The sequence below is a fragment of the Paenibacillus sp. IITD108 genome (assembly GCF_036541265.1).
GTDB lineage: Bacteria > Bacillota > Bacilli > Paenibacillales > Paenibacillaceae > Pristimantibacillus.
Genome location: NZ_JAZHCT010000038.1, coordinates 1 through 21,976, shown reverse-complemented (window position 1 = coordinate 21,976; position 21,976 = coordinate 1). Strand labels below are relative to the sequence as shown.

At 45.6% G+C, this 21,976-nt stretch carries 16 protein-coding genes; 5 read left to right on the top strand and 11 right to left on the bottom strand.

Annotated elements, in window-relative coordinates; genetic code table 11:
- Positions 1-277 precede the first annotated feature (277 nt).
- The 7 genes from V1L65_RS24225 to V1L65_RS24195 form a co-directional block, all read right to left on the bottom strand.
- On the bottom strand, positions 278-9,292 hold the full coding sequence (locus tag V1L65_RS24225; RefSeq protein WP_331701849.1) for a cadherin-like beta sandwich domain-containing protein: 9,015 nt from the start codon (positions 9,290-9,292) through the stop codon (positions 278-280).
- A gap of 180 nt (positions 9,293-9,472) precedes the next feature.
- A complete protein-coding gene (locus V1L65_RS24220) occupies positions 9,473-10,072 on the bottom strand; it encodes a TetR/AcrR family transcriptional regulator (protein WP_331701848.1) in 600 nt (199 codons plus the stop codon).
- 454 nt (positions 10,073-10,526) lie between these two features.
- Positions 10,527-11,048, bottom strand: coding sequence for a hypothetical protein (locus V1L65_RS24215; RefSeq protein ID WP_331701847.1), 522 nt, complete (start codon positions 11,046-11,048; stop codon positions 10,527-10,529).
- Between the two features lie 155 nt (positions 11,049-11,203).
- A complete protein-coding gene (locus V1L65_RS24210) occupies positions 11,204-12,478 on the bottom strand; it encodes a hypothetical protein (protein WP_331701846.1) in 1,275 nt (424 codons plus the stop codon).
- Entirely contained in the window at positions 12,475-13,353 is an 879-nt protein-coding gene (locus V1L65_RS24205; RefSeq protein WP_331701845.1) for an ABC transporter ATP-binding protein, read from the bottom strand. Before V1L65_RS24205 ends, V1L65_RS24210 begins: the two co-directional genes overlap by 4 nt.
- 38 nt (positions 13,354-13,391) lie before the next feature.
- Positions 13,392-13,715, bottom strand: coding sequence for a hypothetical protein (locus V1L65_RS24200; RefSeq protein WP_331701844.1), 324 nt, complete (start codon positions 13,713-13,715; stop codon positions 13,392-13,394).
- Positions 13,693-14,265: an RNA polymerase sigma factor gene (locus V1L65_RS24195; RefSeq protein WP_331701843.1), complete on the bottom strand. Its 573-nt coding sequence runs from the start codon at positions 14,263-14,265 to the stop codon at positions 13,693-13,695. Before V1L65_RS24195 ends, V1L65_RS24200 begins: the two co-directional genes overlap by 23 nt.
- Positions 14,266-14,479: 214 nt before the next feature.
- On the opposite strand from V1L65_RS24195, the gene V1L65_RS24190 reads away from it, so the two are divergent.
- From V1L65_RS24190 to V1L65_RS24170, 5 genes are all read left to right on the top strand, one after another.
- Entirely contained in the window at positions 14,480-15,436 is a 957-nt protein-coding gene (locus V1L65_RS24190) for a class 1 isoprenoid biosynthesis enzyme (protein ID WP_331701842.1), read from the top strand.
- A gap of 102 nt (positions 15,437-15,538) precedes the next feature.
- The gene (locus V1L65_RS24185; protein ID WP_331701841.1) at positions 15,539-15,721 is read left to right on the top strand and encodes a hypothetical protein; all 183 of its coding nucleotides are present in this window, start codon (positions 15,539-15,541) and stop codon (positions 15,719-15,721) included.
- Between the two features lie 7 nt (positions 15,722-15,728).
- On the top strand, positions 15,729-17,885 hold the full coding sequence (locus tag V1L65_RS24180; RefSeq protein WP_331701840.1) for a hypothetical protein: 2,157 nt from the start codon (positions 15,729-15,731) through the stop codon (positions 17,883-17,885).
- 7 nt (positions 17,886-17,892) lie between these two features.
- Positions 17,893-18,546 (top strand): response regulator transcription factor, encoded by a 654-nt coding sequence (locus V1L65_RS24175; RefSeq protein WP_331701839.1) that lies wholly within the window; start codon positions 17,893-17,895, stop codon positions 18,544-18,546.
- Positions 18,547-18,617: 71 nt separating this feature from the next.
- Complete coding sequence (locus tag V1L65_RS24170; protein WP_331701838.1) at positions 18,618-19,154, top strand: superoxide dismutase family protein; 537 nt, start codon at positions 18,618-18,620, stop codon at positions 19,152-19,154.
- A 64-nt stretch (positions 19,155-19,218) separates the two neighbouring features.
- Here the strand turns inward: V1L65_RS24170 and V1L65_RS24165 are convergent, their stop codons facing one another.
- From V1L65_RS24165 to V1L65_RS24150, 4 genes are all read right to left on the bottom strand, one after another.
- On the bottom strand, positions 19,219-19,722 hold the full coding sequence (locus tag V1L65_RS24165; protein ID WP_331701837.1) for a YfbM family protein: 504 nt from the start codon (positions 19,720-19,722) through the stop codon (positions 19,219-19,221).
- A 40-nt stretch (positions 19,723-19,762) separates the two neighbouring features.
- Positions 19,763-20,464, bottom strand: coding sequence for an MBL fold metallo-hydrolase (locus V1L65_RS24160; RefSeq protein WP_331701872.1), 702 nt, complete (start codon positions 20,462-20,464; stop codon positions 19,763-19,765).
- A gap of 81 nt (positions 20,465-20,545) precedes the next feature.
- Positions 20,546-21,124 (bottom strand): pyridoxamine 5'-phosphate oxidase, encoded by a 579-nt coding sequence (pdxH, locus tag V1L65_RS24155; RefSeq protein ID WP_331701836.1) that lies wholly within the window; start codon positions 21,122-21,124, stop codon positions 20,546-20,548.
- Entirely contained in the window at positions 21,121-21,723 is a 603-nt protein-coding gene (locus tag V1L65_RS24150) for an HD domain-containing protein (protein WP_331701835.1), read from the bottom strand. The genes pdxH and V1L65_RS24150 overlap by 4 nt, the downstream gene beginning before the upstream one ends.
- Between the last annotated feature and the right edge of the window lie 253 nt (positions 21,724-21,976).

Below are 21,976 nucleotides of genomic sequence, written 5' to 3'. Positions count from 1 at the left end.
ATGCTTAATTTGTGGGGCTGTAACTATCATACTAAGTTCACCGTTTGTTCATAAGTATGAACTTCTTTACAACTTTTCATCATTTTTTGCGTTTCGTATCTGTCATTAGCATGTCAGAAATAGCTTGTTGGCGGTTTAAAAGAGCTCATTTTTCGTGCATTTATCGTAGTATTTGCTGCATTTGTATAAGAACAGATATAAGGTTACAAAAACTTATACTTTCTAATATTTTAAAAAAAGGGAGGCTAGCCCTAAGCAAGGCTAACTTCCCTTTAAACTAACCACGTATGAACGAATCGATATATGCTTCCACCAATATTTTGACTATTTCCGCTCGCGTCGTTGTTGCCAAAGGCTGCAAATATCCATTACCGCTGCCTTGAACGTATTTCGCTTGCAGCAAAGCGGCAACGGCGGGAACGCCCCAGACCGGCACTTCATCCTTGTCACGGTATGCATCCAGCAGCACAGGATCCGCCTTCGGCAATTTCAACGCCCGGTCTATCATCGTCATCATTTCCACCCGGGTCAGCGTGCCCAGCGGGCGGAACGTTCCATCCGGGTAGCCTTGCACAATACCGGTTCTAATGGCCTCAGCAGCATAGCCGGCTCCCCACTCCGGTATGTCAGACCAGTCTGAAAATAATTGCTCCCCATGCAACACGGTTTCATCTGCTTCTCGCTCTTCTCGCTGTTGGTCACCCGTTAGCCGCAGCAGCATTGCGATGAATTCCAAGCGATTGACTTGACGCTGGGGTTTGAAGCTTCCATCCGGATAACCATCGGTCAGGCCCAAGGACGATGCCAGTCGAATCCATTCGGCCGCCCAGTGTTGATCGATATCATTGAAATTCTTGCGAGCAGCCGCATCATGCCCTGGAACCAAAAATCCGGCGAATATTCCCAATTGATCAGAATACGCCACGATATAGCCATCCTGCAGTTCACCGCCGAGACTGACCCATTCCTGCTTTTGGTGATCATAGATGAACAATTTCGGCTCGTAACCTTTTGGCAAATGCTTCACATCGGCATTCCATTTCATTTTCACTATTGCCGTATAGTTCATTTGATCGGACAATTCCGGTAAAGCAATGGCTTCGTATCCCGCCGTTATACGCCACATCCCGGGATTAGCCGCAGGAACATCCACCAGATCAACGGTTAAATCTTCGGGCAATTTGCCAGGAGGGAAGCTTCCGCTTAATACAAGATGGAATGCATCGCCGAATTTTCCAATCACTTGGCCCAGTTCCTCAATAGCTTCCGAAGTGGAACCCTGGTCAGTATCTTCATCGGTATCTTGATCAGGATCATTTCCATTATCCGTTTCGTCTAATCTTTTCAGCTTGATCTGGTAATGAGACGATTTTGTTTCGTCTCCGGAGGCAACGTAAACGTCCACGATATGATTACCAATCTCTGCATCGAACGAATATATACCTTCGTCATCTGCAGCAACAAGGCGATCATCAATCGTTACCATAACCGCGGCCCCATCGCCTGCCGGAATTGCGCGTAATACAACCGCATCAGTCGTTGAAGCTGAGTATTCATATACATCCGGTGCGAACATTCGATCCAAGTCAATGGAAGTTAAACTCGTTGCTTCTTTTAACTCGATCGATTGCAGCTGGGCATTATCGGCATTTTTAGCATTTTCGGGCGTTATATGATCCCGCAGCACCGACAAGCGATACAACTGCCGGCTAACCCCGTCTGCCGCTGTAACCCAAAGCTTCACCATATTAAACCCGTGCCGCAATAAGAACGAATAAGAACCGTCGGCGGAAGCAGCGATGATGTTATCATTCACCGATACTTGCAAGCTGGCCCCACTGTCCGCCGCAGCCGCTGTTACATTCATACGGTCAACATCATATGCAACATTAGCTTCATAGCTAAATAGCTCTGACCGGAACAAAAACTCTGCCGCATCTGCCTGCAACGAAGCGAGCGTTGAATTACGGGATGCCAGGCGTTCGATTTGGACCGTATAAGCACTCGTGTCCACTCCGTTTTCCGCTGTAACATTTATCTGTACGGTGTTGCTGCCCACTTGAAGCGGCACGGAATAACTTCTATCTGGACCTGGCGGGACTATCTGTCCATTGCTGAGCACTTGCATCGTCGCCCCGTCATGCGCTGTTGTGGCAAGGAGCTGAACCTTGTCTTGTTCATGCAATACCTCTCCTTGCAATGTCGATTGACCTGTGAAATGCTCGGTTAACAAGTCAGGCGTAAACGCCAACTGCTGCAGCGAAGCGTCATCTGACATTACCCGATTCACGTTTACCGTATAACGGCTTTGCATGAGATCGCCGTTCCGGTCCGTTGCCGACAATGTGAAGTCCAGCTTTGTCGTTGGCTGGCCGGACAACTCAATCGGAGTCGTCATCGCCCCGCTAGTTAATATCCTGCCATTCCCGATATCGTCATCTACTACCATTTCCAGGCTTGCTACCGGATCCGCCTGATAAGGTCTGACCACAATCTGCTTTGCATCATAAGGGACACTTATATTCAAGTTATATCCATTGCCCTGCACTTGCAGCTCCGTCACCTCCGAAGATCCCGAGACCTGATACAACAGCCGATCAAGCTCAGTCGATGGGGTGCGAGCAATAAGCACAGTATAAGCGCGCGCGGCTACAAGCTGATCGCCATTTTTGACCAGCGCGGATATACTGACATGCGTCCAGCCGTCACGCGGGTGAACGGCATACGATCCGTCTGTCAGCTGCGGCACTAGTGCACCGTTCACCCTTACTTCTGTAATCTTCTCGTATTCGCTCTCCATAACCGCTGTTCCATTCAACGTGTAATCACCTAATGTCGGAACGATATACAGCTGCTGCTCCTCATGCATAACGTCAAGACTATAGCTGGATTGGTAAGCATCAAACGGTACCGATAGCGGGTAGGCGTTAGCCGGATTGCCTCCATGCACAACAAGATCTTGCAGCACAACATCCTGCTCTGGCGATCCGGCAATCGTTAACGTAAAGGTACGCGCCGCATTCACAATGCCGTCGCTCACAACGATCGTAACAAGATAGGTACCAGGCTTCATTGTCGGGGATGGCGGATCGTCCGGTTGTCCACTTGCCCGCAATTCGCCGCTTTCTGTCTCGAGCACGATGCCTGGCGGGATATCCGATTCACCGCCCCAGTACCACTTGTAATGCTCCGAACCGCGTCCTCCTGTTGCCGCCAGTGCCACAGAATACAACTCTGGCGAATCGTCCAAATCGATAGAAGAAAGCGACGTAGTGGTGATCTTCAGCATGTCTGTCACATCTAAAGCTTCATCGGCATATTCTCTTCGTTCCGGTTTCGGCGCATTACCCGTTATGCGCCCGTAATAACCATCCTCATTTGAAATCGTCAGATCAATTTCCCCGCCAGGGTAACTTTCGCCCGGATCTCCCATTTCAGCGCCTCCGCATGACGACGTAGCACATGAATCTACTATGCGGTTCATCATTGCCTGGAACGTGCCATCCTCATTCAAAGTCCCGCTGATAGCGAGATTCCCATCTGTTGAACGATAAATGACACAGCCTCCAAATTGGCCGCTGCCCGGCTTCGAACAAGTCAAATGAAGACTTTCATTAGAGTAGTCGCCTTGATTCCAATTCGTGAGGGTAAACTTCGGATCGAAGCATTGATCCTGTTCGGATGCGTCCAGCGACTCGCATGCTGGCGATCCTTTCAACAGGACATCGCCGAGCGTTTGACGTTCTCCTTCTCCGTTCATGAGTTCAACCGTAATAAGCTGGGCATTGTCCAGCATATCCGGGTACGGATTTCCCGATTCAAGCGCATCCAGCTCCTGCTTGGACTGAACCTTCATGCGAAGCTCCAGATCGTATGCGGGAAACTTGTGAGAGGAAGCATACGTATAAGGCATCGAATTACTTGTGCCGCCCCTGTCGATGACTACAATATCTTTCGTTCCATAACCTGGCGGGAGCACAGCATTCAGACATAGAACTTCAGGGTCTTCACCAGACCCCTTCGAGCAGCTAATATACTGTTCCAAAGCTTCACGGCCGCCCACATAAACCGTTGGGTGTTCTGTAAAATAACGTCCTTCAATACTGATCTCCTCGAAGCCTTTCTCATCAGAGAAATAGTGAGAAACGGATTCGATTACAGGTGTCGGCACCGCCTGCTTGCCAACCGCGATATAAAGACGGTCATAATCGTAAAAATTCATAAATCGTTCTTCACTGCGCTGCCATGCCTCTTTCAGCTCCTCTTCGCCAGACACATCGGCTAGCACCCTGGAATAACCGGGATAGCTAAACTCTTGTGAATGAAACTTCTTCCATCTGCTCTCTTCTGGATTCCAATAATAAAGCACGAGGTCATCTACCAGGTTCATCGCGCCCTCACTATATTGAAGTTGAAATTCCGCAGCATTATTGGTTGCTAGCCGGATCAATTCGTAATATTGGTTTTTCCCATAAGGATCAAACACGCCTTCAGGTGAGCCAACCGGAATCCCATCCAAGCCGCTGACCCATAAATTCGCTTCGGAAGATACGTACACCTTGTCAAAGGTGCTAAACGATGTCGCATATCGCTCAGGCGGGTAAATGTTAAAACGCAACGTTTTCTCGACTGATCGCGACTCCGTAACGGCACCACTGCCTCCAGTTGGCAAGCCTGATTCCGTTATCCTTACCTTCGCGGAGCCCTCGTAAGCCTGAGAGAACGTGCCGCTCAAAAAGCCGGTCGATTGCCTGCTTACGTCTTTTTCCAGTACGATTCCCGGAGGGAGAGCGCCCTCGACAATCTCATAAGTAAACGGCCCGATACCGCCCATCACCTGTTCATCCAGGGCATAACTGAACGGTTCGCCTACCCGCTCGGCAATATCCCAATTGCGGTAGGCGGCATCCAGCGAAAGAGGATCCATGACACGAATCGTGAACGTTACGTCAGCAGTATCTTCGGCGCGATTGGGAAGTCTGATCCCTGCAACATAGATGCCTTTCGCTTTTGGCATGCCGCTAATGACGCCTGTTTGCGGATTAAGCGATACACCATCTGGCAGCGCACCGCTAACCAGCTTGAAGCAAGAGAAAGAGTCAGCTTCCGAACAGCTGCGGGCATGCCAATCTTCCAGGCCTTCCAGTGCCATTCGCTCCGAAAACCAGTCGTCCGTCCATGTATTAAACTGATACGCCGTCTGTCTTGCTTTTAATTGCCGCGGTACGACGGACAAGGAATGTTGAAGGGTAAACCCGCTTCCATCCGCTAATGCGAAAACAAATGGATGCTCACCTGCAGAAAAAGCAGCCGGCCAATCAATGAGCGTGAGCGTCACCTGCCCTTTCTCATCCGTATAAACATTTCTAATGTAGCCCTCGAAATCCAATAGAAACTTGGATTCATCGTAATCCGCTGCTCCCACCGGCTGGTCAGTTACTGGTCCAGTATAGAACCTCAGCCCGGTATTTTCGAGCTCCAGACTGTCGAGCAGCTCCAGCTTCCGCCCTGGCAGCGGCTTGCCTTTGAAGTCCCCGTTCTCCGCGCTTGCGCCATCCATATATTCACCGGCTGACCGCAGTGTAATCGTAAGCTGCGTTTGCCTGGAATCAAATCCGCCAGCCCAGGAATCACCCAAATAATCAACGGCAGCAGGAGTCAGCTCAATGACACTATTCGAGCCATCCGGCGGAACGGGCACCAAGCCGACTGCAGCAAAACCGATTGGAACCCGTCGCCCATCCGAAACATGCTCCGCGGCCAAAAGCAAGGTTCCTGCTTGACGCTTCGTCAGCGCATAATTTTCATACGAAACATCAAGCGCCACATTCCCTTCTGCGTCTGGTGTCGTTATAACCGCTGCTTTCCCGTCCAAAACATTCGGATGACCGATATTTTGCCAGCTCACTCGCCAATCTTGCGGATTGTCGAGATACCTTGTCACGTTGAATTGAAATGATACTCGATCTTGACCGTCGGCAATAATGGATTCACGGTCACTGTCAGCTTGCGCTAACGCATACGACCATATATCCGTATTCGATAAACCGTTATCTTGCAAATAGATCAGGCTGCCATGTTGCTCATCATAAGCCAGACGTCCCTTGCTCCTCCCCCAGCTCTGACTGCCTTGCGGCAGCTTGCCGGATTCATCGAGCAAACTGCCCAATTGGCCAGATGAAACATCAATGGAATAAAACCGTGTGCGACTGGATGATTGCCCGTCAATCAAGGAAATCGGCGTCGTATCCGAGATGAGGATAAACAACTTTTGCTCTGCCCGTGAATAAACGAGCCGCGTTCCTTCATCTTTGCTAAGTACCAGCTTGTTTCCATCGTCTGCTTTGGACCATTGCAGCGTCACCGGGTCGAACAGCCATATTTCCTGTTCCCGCTCTTCTGGCAGAAAAGGTTTGTTTTTCAAATTTTCACCGAACAAGACCGCCTTGCCCAGCTCCGGAACATAGGTCATAATCTGATTTCCGCTTCGAGCGCCGGGATTTTCTTTGGAGTTGACTTTCGTAAACCGCTTTGTATTTGGATCAAACAACCATGTTTCATTCGACAGTTTCGGATCATAAGTGCCGGATGCAAACTTGCCGGCGTAATCGCCCCCGAATACTAGCAATTTTCCGTCGGGCAGAGCCGCAGTTGCTGAATCGTATACCGTCGGTCCCGATCCATCAAGCGGGTCGCGGTATAGCAATTCCACACCATCCTCGTCCCATTTGTACACATTGCCAGCAAACTCGCCCCCTTCCGATTTATTGGCGCCGCCAAATATATACATCCAGCCTGATTCCTCGGGGTCACGGGGATAGACATATGCCATCGAGGCGTGAAAAGGGTACGGCAATCCAGCAACACTGTTAAATGTCACACCATCGTACAGCATAGCGCCGCGCCACTCCGCAATCAGCGCAACTTGCCCCAGCCCCTCATGCCATGCCGCATCGCCATACAACGCGTTGTGACTGCCCAAACTGGTATGCTCGACAGACCAGTCGCGTTCTGCAGCTGCGTCGGGCTTCAACACAGTAATCCGATGCTTGGTGCCAGTGTTATAGGTCGTGTCATTGAGTTCTGCTATAACAGTGAATGCATAGCTGCCCGGTACTAGAGCAGAAGGTACTGTACGCAGTGCACCATTGCTGCCAAGTTCATATGCACTTGCAGGCAAGTTGCCGCTAAGTTTCCACCTTACATCTTCCCGGACCGTTCCATCTGCTCCAACAAACTTCAACTGTTGGCTCCAAAACTGCCCAGAAATCAGCTCGGCATCGATACGTTCGGGATAAATTTTGCCAACATCCAGCGAAAGCTCAAATATTTTCTTTGCGCCCGCGCTATCCGATGCCTGAAGCTTAATCGCGTAGCGTCCTTCCTTCACATTCGGCTTACCTACTAATTGATAGATGCCATTCCCGTCGTCATCCGAGCCGGTGCGCTTTAACTTCAGCCCCCCTGGCAGCATGCCAACTGCTTTTAATGCGATGGCTCCAGTCCCTCCATAACCGATGATCGGTGCAGATTTGTAATCAGTGCCGCTGACCGCTTCCGGAAGCTCTGTGCTCCGCAACCCAATCGGCTGAATAATGGTAGGACTGCCGAACTGAAAAGCCGGCTCCGTACAACCCGACAGCTTCAGTTCCTTTGTCGTGCAAGACAATTCGGACAGCCTGCTTCCGCCAATCTTATTTAAGTCAAAATCAAACGGAATCGGCAAAGCCATCATAGGCAGCTTGACCTTCGTGCCGATTCCGAGCTTTTTGGCCGACAAGGTTGCTTGATAAAACAGACCGACCATCGCCCGTGGTTTGTAATCCACCTTAAAGGACAAATCAAATTTCCCATTCTCATCGGCGAGTTGCGGGGGCGGACCGCCGTCAACATCATTGACAGAAAGAAATAAGGCGTCATAAGGGTAAATCGGGGTGTCGCCAGAAACCGGGAATGTCGAACCATGATTCAAGCCATAGTCATATTGATAGCCCGCTTCTATATCCAATCCCGGCGAGGTTTCAATTTGTTTAATTTTCGGGTAATCCCCATAAATGAGCATAAGCGGCTGTATTTCAAATCCCATAGTGAATATGCCCGCTTCAAAGAAAGGCAGGCTAATGCCAACCGAATCTTCTGTGAACAGATCGATCGTACATGACAAAGAACATTTGACTGCATCCGAATCGAAACCAATTGTATCCCGGATGCCAAAAGTGGCCTGCTCGCCGAACAACGGAGCAGCATGCTTGCCGCCTACCTGCATGCTAAGCCCTCCGCCGCCAACTACACCCGAAGCAAGCTTGAGCAGGTCTATTTTTTCATTAAAGCTGTGACCTGCAATGCTCCCTTCGAAGCCAACATTCAGCTTGACCCCAGCTTGTGCAAAGAGCGTTCGATTTTTACTATGCTTGATGGGCTCGACCCCGACGCGCAGCATCGCTTTCAAATCATACAGCCGCTTAGCCCGTTCAGCCGAGGTTTCACCGGGACGGAGTTGCTTGTCCTCCCATGTGATGTAACGAATCGGATCGAGAAGACGGGCTTGTACCTCGAACGGAAAGTCCCAATTCATCTCAACCCCCGAGAATACCTCCATATAAAGAGAGATTGTTAGCAGAGATCCTACCTTGAAAGCAGGTACATTTTTCTTCCATTGAAACGACTTGGAGAAATCTCCGTCAACCGATGTGTACCGCTTATCCGTTGCAGGGAGTTGTGATTGATTCAAGCTTAGAATACGGGCTTCACCGAATTGTGTACCTTCCGTTTGCTCCTCCTCAGACACGTTATCGGTTGCATCCTGTTTCAAGTCCGCCTCCAAATCTTCTATCGCGGGGGCTTCTGAAGCTTCTGGCTGGATCATCTCCGCAGTTTGCATATCTCCGATTACTAACGCCTCCACACTTCCATTCTGCTGTTGATATCCAGCCGCAACCACTGGAGTCTGTACATCCAGCTTGCGAGTGCCGTTCAAGGTAACAACATCGGTATGATTGCGCACCACGACGTCAATGATGTCCGCATCCTGATCGTAATCATACATGTTGTCACCATAGGATATTTCCATATGTATGGTCTTAACCTTATAACCAGTAGTCGTCTTTTCCTCGATGACGCCAAAGTAAAGCGCCTGCTGCCCTTGGCTGATCGCCGCTTGATCATTGACGGATTGCAGCCAAGTCTCCTTGCCATGAATCGTTGAATATGCGAATGTCATCGTTGGCATCAACGTTGAAACGACCATCAAGATGGCCAAAAATAAACACCCGATTTGTGTACAGCGATTCAAAATCCTACTTTTCCCCCTCATGTCCATCCCACTTCCCTCATCCCAATTTAAAACGCATTTGAAGCGAATCGAGTTATCTTACTAAATGAAAATTATTAAATGCATACATGTATGTATTTAATATTCTATGAAAAACGAGACTCGAAAGTCTCAAAGACTGATCCTGCCTAGTCTATGAAATCATCGCAGAAGCTTCAACATCGCCTCGGTCAATTTCAGTCCATCCAACGCTTCCCCATATAAATTATGATGGGTAATGTAGCCATCCAAAATCGCATATATTTGTTTTGCATTCTCTATCGTATTTGCCTCTTCTGGGATTAAACCTTTACGGCATAGCCAATCCAAGTTTCCTTTTGTCTCCGCAATCCAGCTTTCGTAATAAGATTTAAATAACTCTCTTACAAAATCCTTATCTTCCGTTTGCATAAAGTAGTCAATATAGACAAAAATCCACTCGGGTGACCTTTTAATATACGTGACTAATCCTTCTGCTAAAAAAGAAACCGTTTCCTGCAAACCTGCACCGGAATCAAACAATCGTTCCAGCTGTTCTTGAGTATCCGCCCTCATTTCTCGGCGATATTCAATCAATTTGCGAAAAAAATCCTCTTTACTTTCAAACTGAACATAAAAAGCTCCTCTGGAGTATCCTGCTTTGCTGGAGATTTCATCAATGGTAGTGCTGGAAAATCCCTTCTCGCAAAACACCTCCAATCCTGCTGCCATCAGCTTTTCATAAGTAGCCTCTCTTTTTAATTGAAATTTGTTTTTTTTCATTTCACAAGCCTCACAGTTAAATTTTAAATACATACCTGTATGTATTTTATAATGAGGATATGCAACAATCAACCGTTTTTATTGAGTTTTATTCAAACAGCCAGTTTTTTACTTGTTTGCTATAACACGTAAACAGGGCCTGTCGATTCATTGTGGATAGTCGCAACAAGCAATAGAAGGGGTGCACTGCGATCAAGATTGGGATTCCGACCGCTGTTGTAGTCTAATTTTTATGAATAAATAACCCCTGTAAAAGAAAAAATTAGCCTACAAAGGCGGACGCTGTCGCTTCTCCATTCCCATTCTTGCTCTCCGTTTCCCCTTTCTCATTGCTTATCAATCGTTGCCCACAATGAATCGACAGTCTCAAATAAATACTATTATCATTTTACTTTTCAATCAAAACGTCCAAACTTTTGAAATAATCTACTAGTTACTTAAAACGCTAGTAATCCTAGCTAAAAGCTTTCCCCTTAATCAATCGAGGCAATAACCATGCCGAACATGCCGCACAAAGCAGAGCAACAACAAGAAGCCACAGCTTATCCCCACTCCAAGCACCATCTGACATGCTGAATAAATACACCTTTCCCGTCCATTTCCCCTTAGTCGTCCAGTCCAGCAAGTACCAGGCGAATACTAGTATATAACCTCCGGAAAGGCTGCTAAAAAGAATGGCGGCAAGTAAAGCAACGGAGCCGAGCGCCAAGCTATTAATCAAGACGCCAAGCATAAGCTTCTCGTCATAGCTTGCCCCCATTAATCTCGTAACCCCATAAAAAACTGCCACAAGTACAGCCATATAGCATGCGGACAATGACCAACGGCATAAAAAAACTATTTCATGACGTTGTCTCTTAGCAAGCAAGCCTTCGCCTATCCCTCCAGATTCCATCAACGCCAGAGGAGGGAATAGAAGCAAAGACAACAACGCTACGAAACGTTCACCCCAATACGCCGCATCGACAGTCCCCATAAAGGAGGGATTAGAAAATGCCGCAAGCATTAAAACAATCAGTAAAGCCGCTAGCCAAAGTGGACCGGCTAAAAGACGTAGATTCCACAACAAAAGAGCATCTGCGCTCTTTTGTTGACGAACAGAAACAGACTGTAAAGATGATAAAGGTGTGCTCATCCCTCATTCCCATTCTGCAGAAGCATCCCTGCCTGCTTTCTCCGAAGGTTAAAAACGCTTTTTGTCATTTTCCCACTGCTCCTTTTACGTTCCCAAATTATTGTTGCGGCAGTAATCATTGCCAAAGCTAAAAAAACGTAGAATAACCGATTAGCCATAATCATATCTGCATACCGGTGAAAGGTTCCTGCCTCCGCACCAGTATTAAACCGTAAAAAGAGTTTATGCAATCTATAATCTCCAATTAAAGGGAAGACCGAAATAAACCACCATACAATTTGAAGAGGTATTACAGCAACCCCACTGCCAGTTGCAATGCTAATCAGCATACCGAATGCAGTAGTCGCCATGATGGTAGGAACCAGCCATCCAGCCGAGTAAGACAGGAAAATCGGCAAAGCTGCTCCGAACGCTTCTGTTCCATCGAGCGCTGCCGCCGTTTGCCATGCTCCGACTGTCGCAAGCAGCAAATAAATAAGTGAAATAAGGATAACATGCGCCGAATAACGGGCCCCGACATAACGCCATGCTTGGATAGAGCGACTGGCAACAAGTTCAAACATTCGGCTGCTTCTATCCCGGCCCATCGCGAAAGCAGCCAGAAAAACAGGAAACAAACCGGCGGTAAGCCCCATATAATCACTGAATAATCTTGCCATTCCCGGGTAAATCTGACCATCGGCCACTCTTTCTGCGTAGTTCCTCTCTAAAACGCGATAGCTTTCCATCGCATCTTCGAAAGTTTCAATCGGCTCGATGAATGTAACGCCTTCCCTCATGTAACTGGTCCAGCCGCCAAGCGCGCTATCCAAATCAGCCGCTATCTGCTTCGCCTCAATTCCTGTATACTTTGTTGGTTCTTTCACAACCCGTTCAAAATCGGAAATCGTCTCCTTCATATGCTCCCGGTCTTTCTGCGACAATCGGCTTTTGTGTGCAAACGCCCCAAAAACAATCCTTTGTTCCATCCACCCCCTCTGCAGATCAGTCTCCAGCATCCAGAGGTAACGCTGCGCAATGAGTACGGGATCTGTTATTTCTTTAAAACCGTATACGGGCATTGGAGGGACTTCTTCCAAAGTACCTTCCCCACTTGCCAAGAATGGATCAGCCGTTTCTGTAGGAGGTACAGGTGCCCTGCCCTCACTCCAGCTTTCTTCCGTTGCATAATTGGTCCAATAAAACAGGACAATAACGGCCAGCAGCAGATATACAACCAGGTTTCGGCTCAACATCCCTAATTCCTTGCCTAGGAGTGTCAAAAAGCTCATTGAAGTTTCCCCCTCACCTTGACCAGGCAGAGGTATCCGTCCTCCATTGTTGGCTCCGCTTCCTCCGCCTCGGCCAGGGGAGGAGATTCCGCTAGAAATCGGACACTCATGCGAGAGCCTCCTTTGGCTACAGCGGAAACAATTCTAAATGACTGGCTTGCCGCGCGCCATTCGGCGTTGTCCATTTCTGCCGTCCATACCTTTCCTCTGGCTTGCTCCGCCAATTGTGCAATACTGCCTTGAAAGGGAACCGAGCCCTCTGTCAGTACAGTCACTTCACGGCAGGAGGATTCAATGTCTTCTGCGACATGTGTAGATAAAAGTACAATCCTGTTTTCAGAAAAGCTGGCTAGCAACTGACGAAACCGTATACGCTCCTCAGGATCCAATCCTGCAGTAGGCTCGTCCACTATAAGTAATTTCGGCTCGTGAATCATGGCTTGGGCAATTCCCAGTCTTCTCTTCATCCCTCCAGACAAAGCTTTTACCTTTGTTTTGCGGTGGTTCTCCAGATTGACAGCTTCCAGCAATTCATTGATTTTCCTTTTTCGATCCACAGCCGCTTTGACACCGGAGAGAAGGGCCAAATAATCCAGGGCGTCCATCACGGTCATACCAGGATAAAAGGAAAACTCCTGGGGCAAATATCCGATAAGCTGCCTAATTTTATGTTTCTCCTTCAGTGGAACCCCATCAATTACTGCACTGCCAGATGTTGGCGTGAGCAAGGTGGCCAACAGCCTCATCAGCGTTGTTTTACCTGCCCCGTTAGGTCCGAGCAGTCCCTGCACGCCGTCCTCCCATTTCAGCGTAACGCCATTTAGTGCGGTTTTATTACCATAACGTTTGGTCAACTCATTCAACGTTATCTCCATCTTGTTCACGCTCCATTATGTGTCCTTTGTCAAATATCCTATTCCTTGTTCGCAGTCATTCGCAGCTCAATATGCTCCAACAGAAGCCCCAATGTAATGAGAACAGAGGAAAGCGGCAGGACCGCTATCATATCAAAAGAATTAATTTGCATAATATAAATGAGTCCTATTACAGCACCCGTCGTCACTCCCAGCCTGATAAGCCATTGCCTGCGCAATCGCCTGCGATTGGCCAAAACACGTTCATTTTCCCGCTGTTCATATTCCAGAACCGTCACTTTTCGATAGATGCCGCGCAAAAAGATTTCGTCATCAAATTGATTTATACGCTGATTGCCTTCAATCCCATTCCAATCTTTCATACAAACCCTCCTTTTCCACGAATGCTTTCAGCTTCTTTCTCGCCCGGAAAAGCGTAACCCGAAATCCCGCTGCCGTCTTTCCTTGTACAGCAGCCGCTTCTTTGGGAGACATCCCTTCCACATCGACCATATACAGAGCTGTCCTGTACTCGCTGCTTAAGGAATTAAGCACATACTCCCAATACTGCCTGTTTTCTTTATCCAGCACGCTCTGTTCTGGACCTGGAGCCGTTTCTCCCGTTTCTCTCCACACTTCCTCCTCCTGATCCGTACATTCCCGTCTTCTTTCTTTTTTGCGCAAATAATCCACGGACTTGTTTCGAATCAACGTAAACAAATAGGTTTTAAAGGAAGCTCGAAAATTGTATTTCCATGGATATACGTACAAGTAGGCAAAACACTCCTGAACCAAATCCTCTGCAATGTAGGGATCATGGACATACTGGCACGCAAAACGGATTGCAGGCTCCCGGTAAGCCAGAACAATGTCTTCAAAAGCAGCACGGCTGCCTTCTACAAACATTCTAAGCTTGACCTCTTCCTGGTGCATCCCGCCCTCTCCGCCTCTCAACTTTTTGACATGTCATCTCTTATTCGTCCACCGGAAGTAAATCGTTACAGTCTCACCGAAAAACGGTACATCCTTAGTCAAGGACGCGCAGCGTTTCTTCTTGAACCAAATATCTAGTACCCTAACAAAAATCAGTGTGATATGGTAATTAGAGGATGTATTGATAATTAATTCACTTTTAAGGGGGCAAGCAATGGATACTCAATTTCGCTCTAAGGAGCAGTTAACTGCAGAGAATTATGTTCACGAGGCAATCTCGCAAATTATTAATGCTCATATTTATCACGGTCAGCTCAATGAGCTTGTTCATCAATTTATTGCTTACAAAAAGGCCGAGACATCGATATGGCCCAAGCTAACTTTATATACACATCATTTGCTCGGCGGAACTTCCTCGCGTATCCATCACACAGCCGCGCAAACCGAATTAATTATTTTAAGTCTCGACATTTTAGATGATTTGCAGGATCAGGATAATACGGACCCTCCTTGGATGAGCTGTGACCATCCTATTGCAATAAACGCCGCTACTGCCCTGCTAACAGCTGCAATCGCCGGCAACATGTCCGCACCTGCTCTCAGCCCTGCTATGCTCCAGCTGATTACTGCCGCGCATAATGGCCAGCATAGAGATATTGGCAATGAAGTAACTGACGAGGAGCAATACCTGCAGATGGTAAGCGAAAAATCGTCGTCCCTCATAAAGTTGGCTATTCTAATGGGTTGTCCAGATCGTAACGCTATGCATGAAAGCCAGCTTGACCTGCTTTCCAGCATGGCTGCCAATATCGGCATTGCTGCGCAGCTGGAGAATGATATAAAAAATATAACTAGAATCGATTACCGTAATGATCTTGTCCAGCGTAAAATTACGCTCTCTACTTTATTTCTGCTAGAGCAAAGCGATACATACCTGCCCATTCTCCGTAAATACTATAACGAAAACTGTGAACAGCAGCAATTTCTTACTCATAAGCTTGAAATACTAGATTTTATAGAGAAATCAGGCGTCATTGAATATACAAATGCCGTCCAAATGCTTTACGCGCAGCAGGCAAGCGAGCAGCTGAATCAATTGCAGCATACGGATTCCTATTGGAAAAACCAATTTGAACAGCTGGCAATTGCTAGATTCCTCAAAAAAAATTGAGGAAACTTTCAAAAAGTTTACGGAATTCTATGTATTACCAGTCTTTCAAATATGTTAATATAGATGTAAATAATCACAATTACATTTTAAGGGGCGATTACTATGTGGACAAAGCAATTAAAAGATTCAGCAATTGAAATGGCAAATAGCAAGCAAGCCGGCAAACCAGTCATTACAAGCTTAAAAATCTCTTATCTTTCTCAGGAAAGCAAAAAAGTTCTAGAAGCTAGTTTCGCCAATTCCAAGCAGCAAAAAGACGAAAAATCAGATCCTTTCTGGGGATAATTTTCAAATGCAAGCTTTCTCGCGATTCAATAGAATCCACCTCATTACAATCGTTACTATATTATTTACCGTACACCTATGGATAAGCTATGTATCCTTTCATTACGATTATTTAGGAATTGAAGTAAAACCTACAGAATCTGACACTTGGGTCATATCTAAATTCCATTCTGGAAGCACCGCACATATATCTGGATTACAGCTGTATGACGAGGTCTTGCGCATTGATGGCAGACCCGTCATGCAGCATTTTAGTGTTCCGTTATTTCATAGTATCGAGCAAGCCAGTCAGATCGAAGTGCTGCGACATGATCGCATCACAACATATACGATTTTCGATATAAAAAATCCAATGGCATCACGTTCGTTGCTTAATTATGCTGCTGAATTAATTATGTTTATTGTTGCTGCCGTCTTATACACGAGAGCTGCGCTCACAGTTTCAACCCGCTTGCTCATTTTTATATTCATATTAATGGGGTTGGCGTTTATGTGCACAGAGGCTTCTTCACGTGCCGATGTGCTGTCCAAGTTCATTTTATTCAGTTCGATCTCGTTGATTCCATTTCTTTTCGTTCATTTTATGTACCGATTATTAAAAGAAAAAGGTCAATCCTTTTTCAACTTTTTTTGGATAAAGCTCGCATATTGCTTCGTAATACCGTTCGTTCTTTTACGAATTGTATACTTTTTCCCTGTAGCCAGCTATACATATTACAGTTTAGATCGGTTGATTACATTACTAAGCTTTGCAATTGGATGCACGCTCAGTCTTATCTTTCTCATCTTTTTATATATAAAACGAAGGTATGAGTATTCGTATTCTGCCACTATTATAAAAACGATGTTTTTCGCTTTTGGTATTTCATTTACGCCCTATTTATTGCTTTCCGCAATTCCTGATATGCTTGGAAAGCAGCTAGTAAGCTATTCTTATACCATCTGGTGCATTCTTTTGTTTCCAATTTTCTTTTTCTACTTTGCTTCAAGAAAGAAGCTGTTTAATTTCAAGTGGTCAGGAATTGAGAAGATGCTGATACAGTTTTTTTCTACTTTAACCCATCGCAGCAACCCAACTACGCTCGCCATGCATCAAATCATAAGAAACTTCAAAAAAATACAGCAGCTTGAGGATTTGCGCACGTTTTTCCTTCCTGAGCTGTGCAGAGTATTAAAAGTAAAACATGCTGCTGTTTGTATTAATTACTATAGCCATTTCAATTTTTTCTCTCATGGCGATATTGATAAAGAGCATCTTAAGCAAATTTTGCAAAATGATTCCGAGAGTACGATTGCAAGTGAATATCTTATTTTTGACATTGAACAGAACGCGGACTACTCCGGTTATTTAATTATTAAATATCCTAATCGTTCGCTGCTTGCGGCCTGCCAGCAGTGGCTGGAAACGCTATGCGGTCCATTATCTCTCGTTATTGAAAACATTCATTTAAGCAAGAAGCTGTCTATGCGAGTAACCAATTACATCAATGAAGCTGCTGCTGCCAGCGAACAGCCGCTTGCTGCCTCGCAGTGGATTAATAAATTAACCTTTCAACTGCAAGAAATGGAACGTGCGCGTATCGCATCCGACTTGCATGATACTGTGCTGCAGGATATCTTTTTTGCCAGACAGCGTGTCGTTAAAATTCAAGAAAAGAAACTAAATGCCAATGAAATCAATATATATTTGCAGGAGCTGACCGAGTTTCTTGATATTATAAATATCAATGCAAGGGAAGCGGCATTTCTTTTGTATCCGCATCAATTAAAAGAGGCTGGCTTTGCAGTAGCCATTTCCAACCTCATTGAAACAGAGCGCGGAATTGCGCCCTATAAGCTGCGATTAAAAATTGAACATTCAAAAAAATGGGACGCACTGCCTTCGGATATTTTACTGCAGCTATTTCGGATTTCTCAAGAGCTGCTGTCCAATGCCAAGAAGCACTCTAAGGCACATAATGTATCCTTGCATTTTTATAAAACCGACTATCAGTACTGCCTTCACTATTCAGATAATGGCGTTGGCATTTCTGAATACAAGCATGAAGACACGATGGGCTGGATAGGCATTCGACAGCGCGTTGCCAATATCGATGCAAGCATTGAAGTAAAAACCGCGTCTGGCAGAGGTTTATCCGTTCTAATTATATTAGCTGAGGAGTAATGATGAATTGGTAAAAGTAATTCGAGTACTTATTATCGATGATCATCCCGCAATGGCTGCTGGGCTTAAGCATATTTTGGAGCAAGATGAATCGATTCAAGTTGTAGGTCTTGCTTCCAACGGGCATGAAGGAATTGAGCTTGCTTATAGCTTGAAGCCTTCTATTGTCATATTAGATTTAAGCCTGCCCGATCGATCAGGCATTCAGGTTTGCTACCGTATTAAAGAAAAGTATCCTGCTACTCATGTCATTATCCATACGGGCTATGACTATGAGCCTTATTTCAACCTGCTGCTAGAAAATGGTGTAAGCGGCATGCTCAACAAAAGCGCATCCTCTCAAGAGGTTATTCAATTAATTCATACGGTTATAGGCGGCAGTACAATCATTCCGCTTCCTCTATTTAGACAGATGCAGCTGATTCGCTCCGAAGATGTTAAACATTATTGGGAAGCTGATCTTACAGCGACGGAGCAAAAAATTGTATCTCTCATTGTGCAAAAAGTGACTAATGCTGAAATTGCAGCTGCCATTAATACGAGCGAAAGCTCGGTTGAGAAGTATTTAAAAAAAATTTATGACAAGCTGGGCGTTCGAACTAAAAATGAAGCGATAGCAAAAATAAAAGAAGAGGATCGTTTCCGTCTCGCCAGTGAATAATTTCCATTTTTATGTGCATTATAATGATGTTGTATGCATCAAAACAATTGCACATAATGATGGAGGTTTCTATGAAAAGAATAATTCCGCTTTTCACTTTTTTACTTATGCTGCATATGAGCATAGCAGCAACATCGCTTGCTGAAGAGAAAAAACAAGGCGATGCTATAATTGTTTCCATTGTGAATACAAATGGCGAAGCCATCGGCAAGGCTGTTCTAACCGAGCAGGCTGGCAAAGTATTGATTCATGTTGAGGCGGAGAAGCTTTCACCTGGCGTTCATGGCATTCATATCCATGAAAAGGGATTATGCGAGCCTCCAAAGTTTACAAGTGCTGGCGCTCATTTCAACCCAACGAGCAAGGAGCATGGATTTGACAATCCGAAAGGCTTCCATTTAGGCGACTTGCCTAATATTACAGTAGGTGCTGACGGCAAAGTAGCAGCAGATATTACATCTGCAGTAATCACCTTGCAGCCTGGCAAACCTAATTCAATTGTGAGGCCAGGCGGAACCGCTCTTGTTATTCATGCTGCGGCAGATGACTATAAGACGGATCCATCCGGCAACTCAGGCGACCGCGTCGCTTGCGGGGTAATCAAGTAGAAGCTTGAAATACAGAGGAAGCTCTAATAGATCACATGGACCTGTTAGAGCTCCCTCTAGGTTTTTACGATATCCAGAAAATAATCCCTTGATTGCCTGTTACCGCTGTTTCATAGAACGAACGCAAGTCTGCAAAATGTGCAAACATATAGGAGAAAAACTCATCCCGATCCTCGTCTTCCACAACTGGATAGATTGCCTCTGATACCATGCCTTCAAAGTTGTATAGTTGACGCATATCAGGTTCGCTTATACCGCTAATAGCTGCCACTGCAGCAGCAACTTGTTCAGGCTTTACATAAAAAGCGCCATAATCCAGAAAATCCAGCGTCTGATCCTCCAGCAGCGGCACTACATAGCCAAGCGGCGGTTCCCCGTTGAAAACTTCCCCACACAATGTATACAAAATCGCCTGCCACGACTTGTCGATATCAAGCGACGGATATTCGGCCGGATCTAGCTCCTCCAATTGCAATTCGCCACTAGCAATCTTTACGATCGTCTCACTATCTACTGCAATATAATTACCTGTCATCCCCATCTCTAACCGCTCCTTCGTCCCTGTCATTAAACTTACAGTAATCAGCGCATCATTTTCTCCTGCCTATCTAAATCACCGTCGAGTTCACCGAAATATTCCCGCCATGATAGCAAAAGTATTTTTTAGCGTCCAAGTTTTTCACTTTGTTTAGAGATTGCTCCGCCTGCTCAAGATTCAAGCAAAACTGTGGATTTGCAATAATGAGCTGGCCATTGTCTGCCACAGCAGCGTCTCCCGTCACTACTGCTTTTATTGCCGGAAAGTACAAGGAGATATGGCCGGAAGTATGACCTGGGGTTGCTATTATTTTGCATTGATTATCCAAAATCATATCTCCATCCTGGACTGTTTGATCAACCGCAGCATGCTGCAAATTATTCAATTGCTGTACAAACCAATTGCCAAAATCAGCCGCTTCACCTGTCATCTGTTCCAGCATTTGTTCAGCCTGAACGAGCCTTTCCGACTTTTCTGCACCACAAATATATTTCGCTTCAATTGCGCTGGATATAACCTGTATCCATGGATATTTTTGTTTGAATTCATAGAGTGAACCAATATGATCATCGTCATAATGAGTTATAATAATTTGTTTCAATTGACTTATCGTAAAACCATTTTTCAAAATTTCTTGCTCAATAAGCGGCAAAAAGCCAGGATATCCCGTGTCCACTAGTGTCAAGTCATTATCTTTTACAATGAGGCTGGGATACAAATAACTTTTTTGGTTGTTGAATTCATATTCAATTGGCAGTTCTAAAATTCTTATCATATGCTGCTACCTTCCTAATGTTTATCAGATTAATTTAGTTTGCACACCGTATGCTTCCATACTATTTCTAATAGGCTGCTAGGGTTGCAATAGTTCCTTGCTCCACTCATTCTCAACTATTGTATACCGTTCACGAAGATGCAGGCGGCTTGCTTTAAAGGTCAAAAACTCGATCATTATCGGCTCAACGGCGTATCCGCCCCAATTGTCTGGCCGCGGAATTTCCATCCCTTCTAAGCTCGCTTTTACTTTTTCAAATTGCACCTGCAGCAATTTTTCGGATATAAGGAGTTTGCTTTGCTGACAGCTATGCGTTGTAATTTGCGCATCTCTAGGTCTTGTATCCCAATACCGATCTGCCGCTTCAGAAGAAATTTGCGACGCATGCCCTATAATCCGTACCTGATACCCGATCGCTTCCCACCAAAACGTTAAGGCCACTCTATCGTTTTTCTCAATATCATGTCCTTTTTGAGAATCCAGATTCGTACAAAATATAAAACAATCATCTGCAATATCTTTCAAGTCAACAAAACGGCCTGACGGGAAGCCTTGTTCATTAATAGTAGAAACACATACCGCACCAGGATGCTTTAATCCAAACCGTTTCACCTCATCCCACCACCGTTCAAACTTTACAATTGGGTTATTTATCATTTTTCCCCCTTCTTCAAATAGCCTTTTTGTACAGCGTCATCAATAAACTGCTGGGCATACTCCCAAAGCACAGTAGATCCATCATTAATATGACGATTATAAGCAATAACCCGATCGCTGGTTATACCGTTTTGTTTCCAAGTATGTCCTTCTGTATAATAGTTAAGCAGCATAGGCGCAAGCCGGTCGATCGTTGCCGCAAATTGCGACTCCGGACTTTCCCGCTGCTCGAACTCTTCCCAAAGAGCCTTAAGCTCCTGCCCTTGATCCTCAGGCAACAAGCCAAAAATCCGATCTGCCGCTGCCAGCTCCCGCTCATATTTGTCTGTATGTCCCGCATCGTCATAAGCAAAAGTATCACCAGCATCTATCTCCACAATATCATGGATCAATACCATTTTAATAATTTTCAATATATCGATTTTTTCAGTGTTGGCATGCTCCAATAAGATGACTGCCATCACCGCCAAATGCCAGGAATGCTCAGCATCATTCTCCGCTCTTGAACGATCCGTAATATATGACTTACGCAAAATCGTTTTTAGCTTATCAATTTCCATTATAAAAGATATTTGCTGCTGCAATCTTTCTATGCTCATTGTTAATCCCTCGTTTACAAGTAATTCTCTTATATGAGTTACTATTATTATACAATTTTTAACGCGCTGACGTCTTAATTCTCATTTCAACATAAAAAATGGCTGCCGAGACATTCTCGACAGCCAGAACGCCGAAAGGCGTTTTTTTACTATTATTAACTCAACTTTCGCAAAGCATAAATCGGCAAACAACTGGCAAAATTGCTCTAACGGTTGCCATCGATGCTATTCCGATTATTTTAGCTCATTTGAG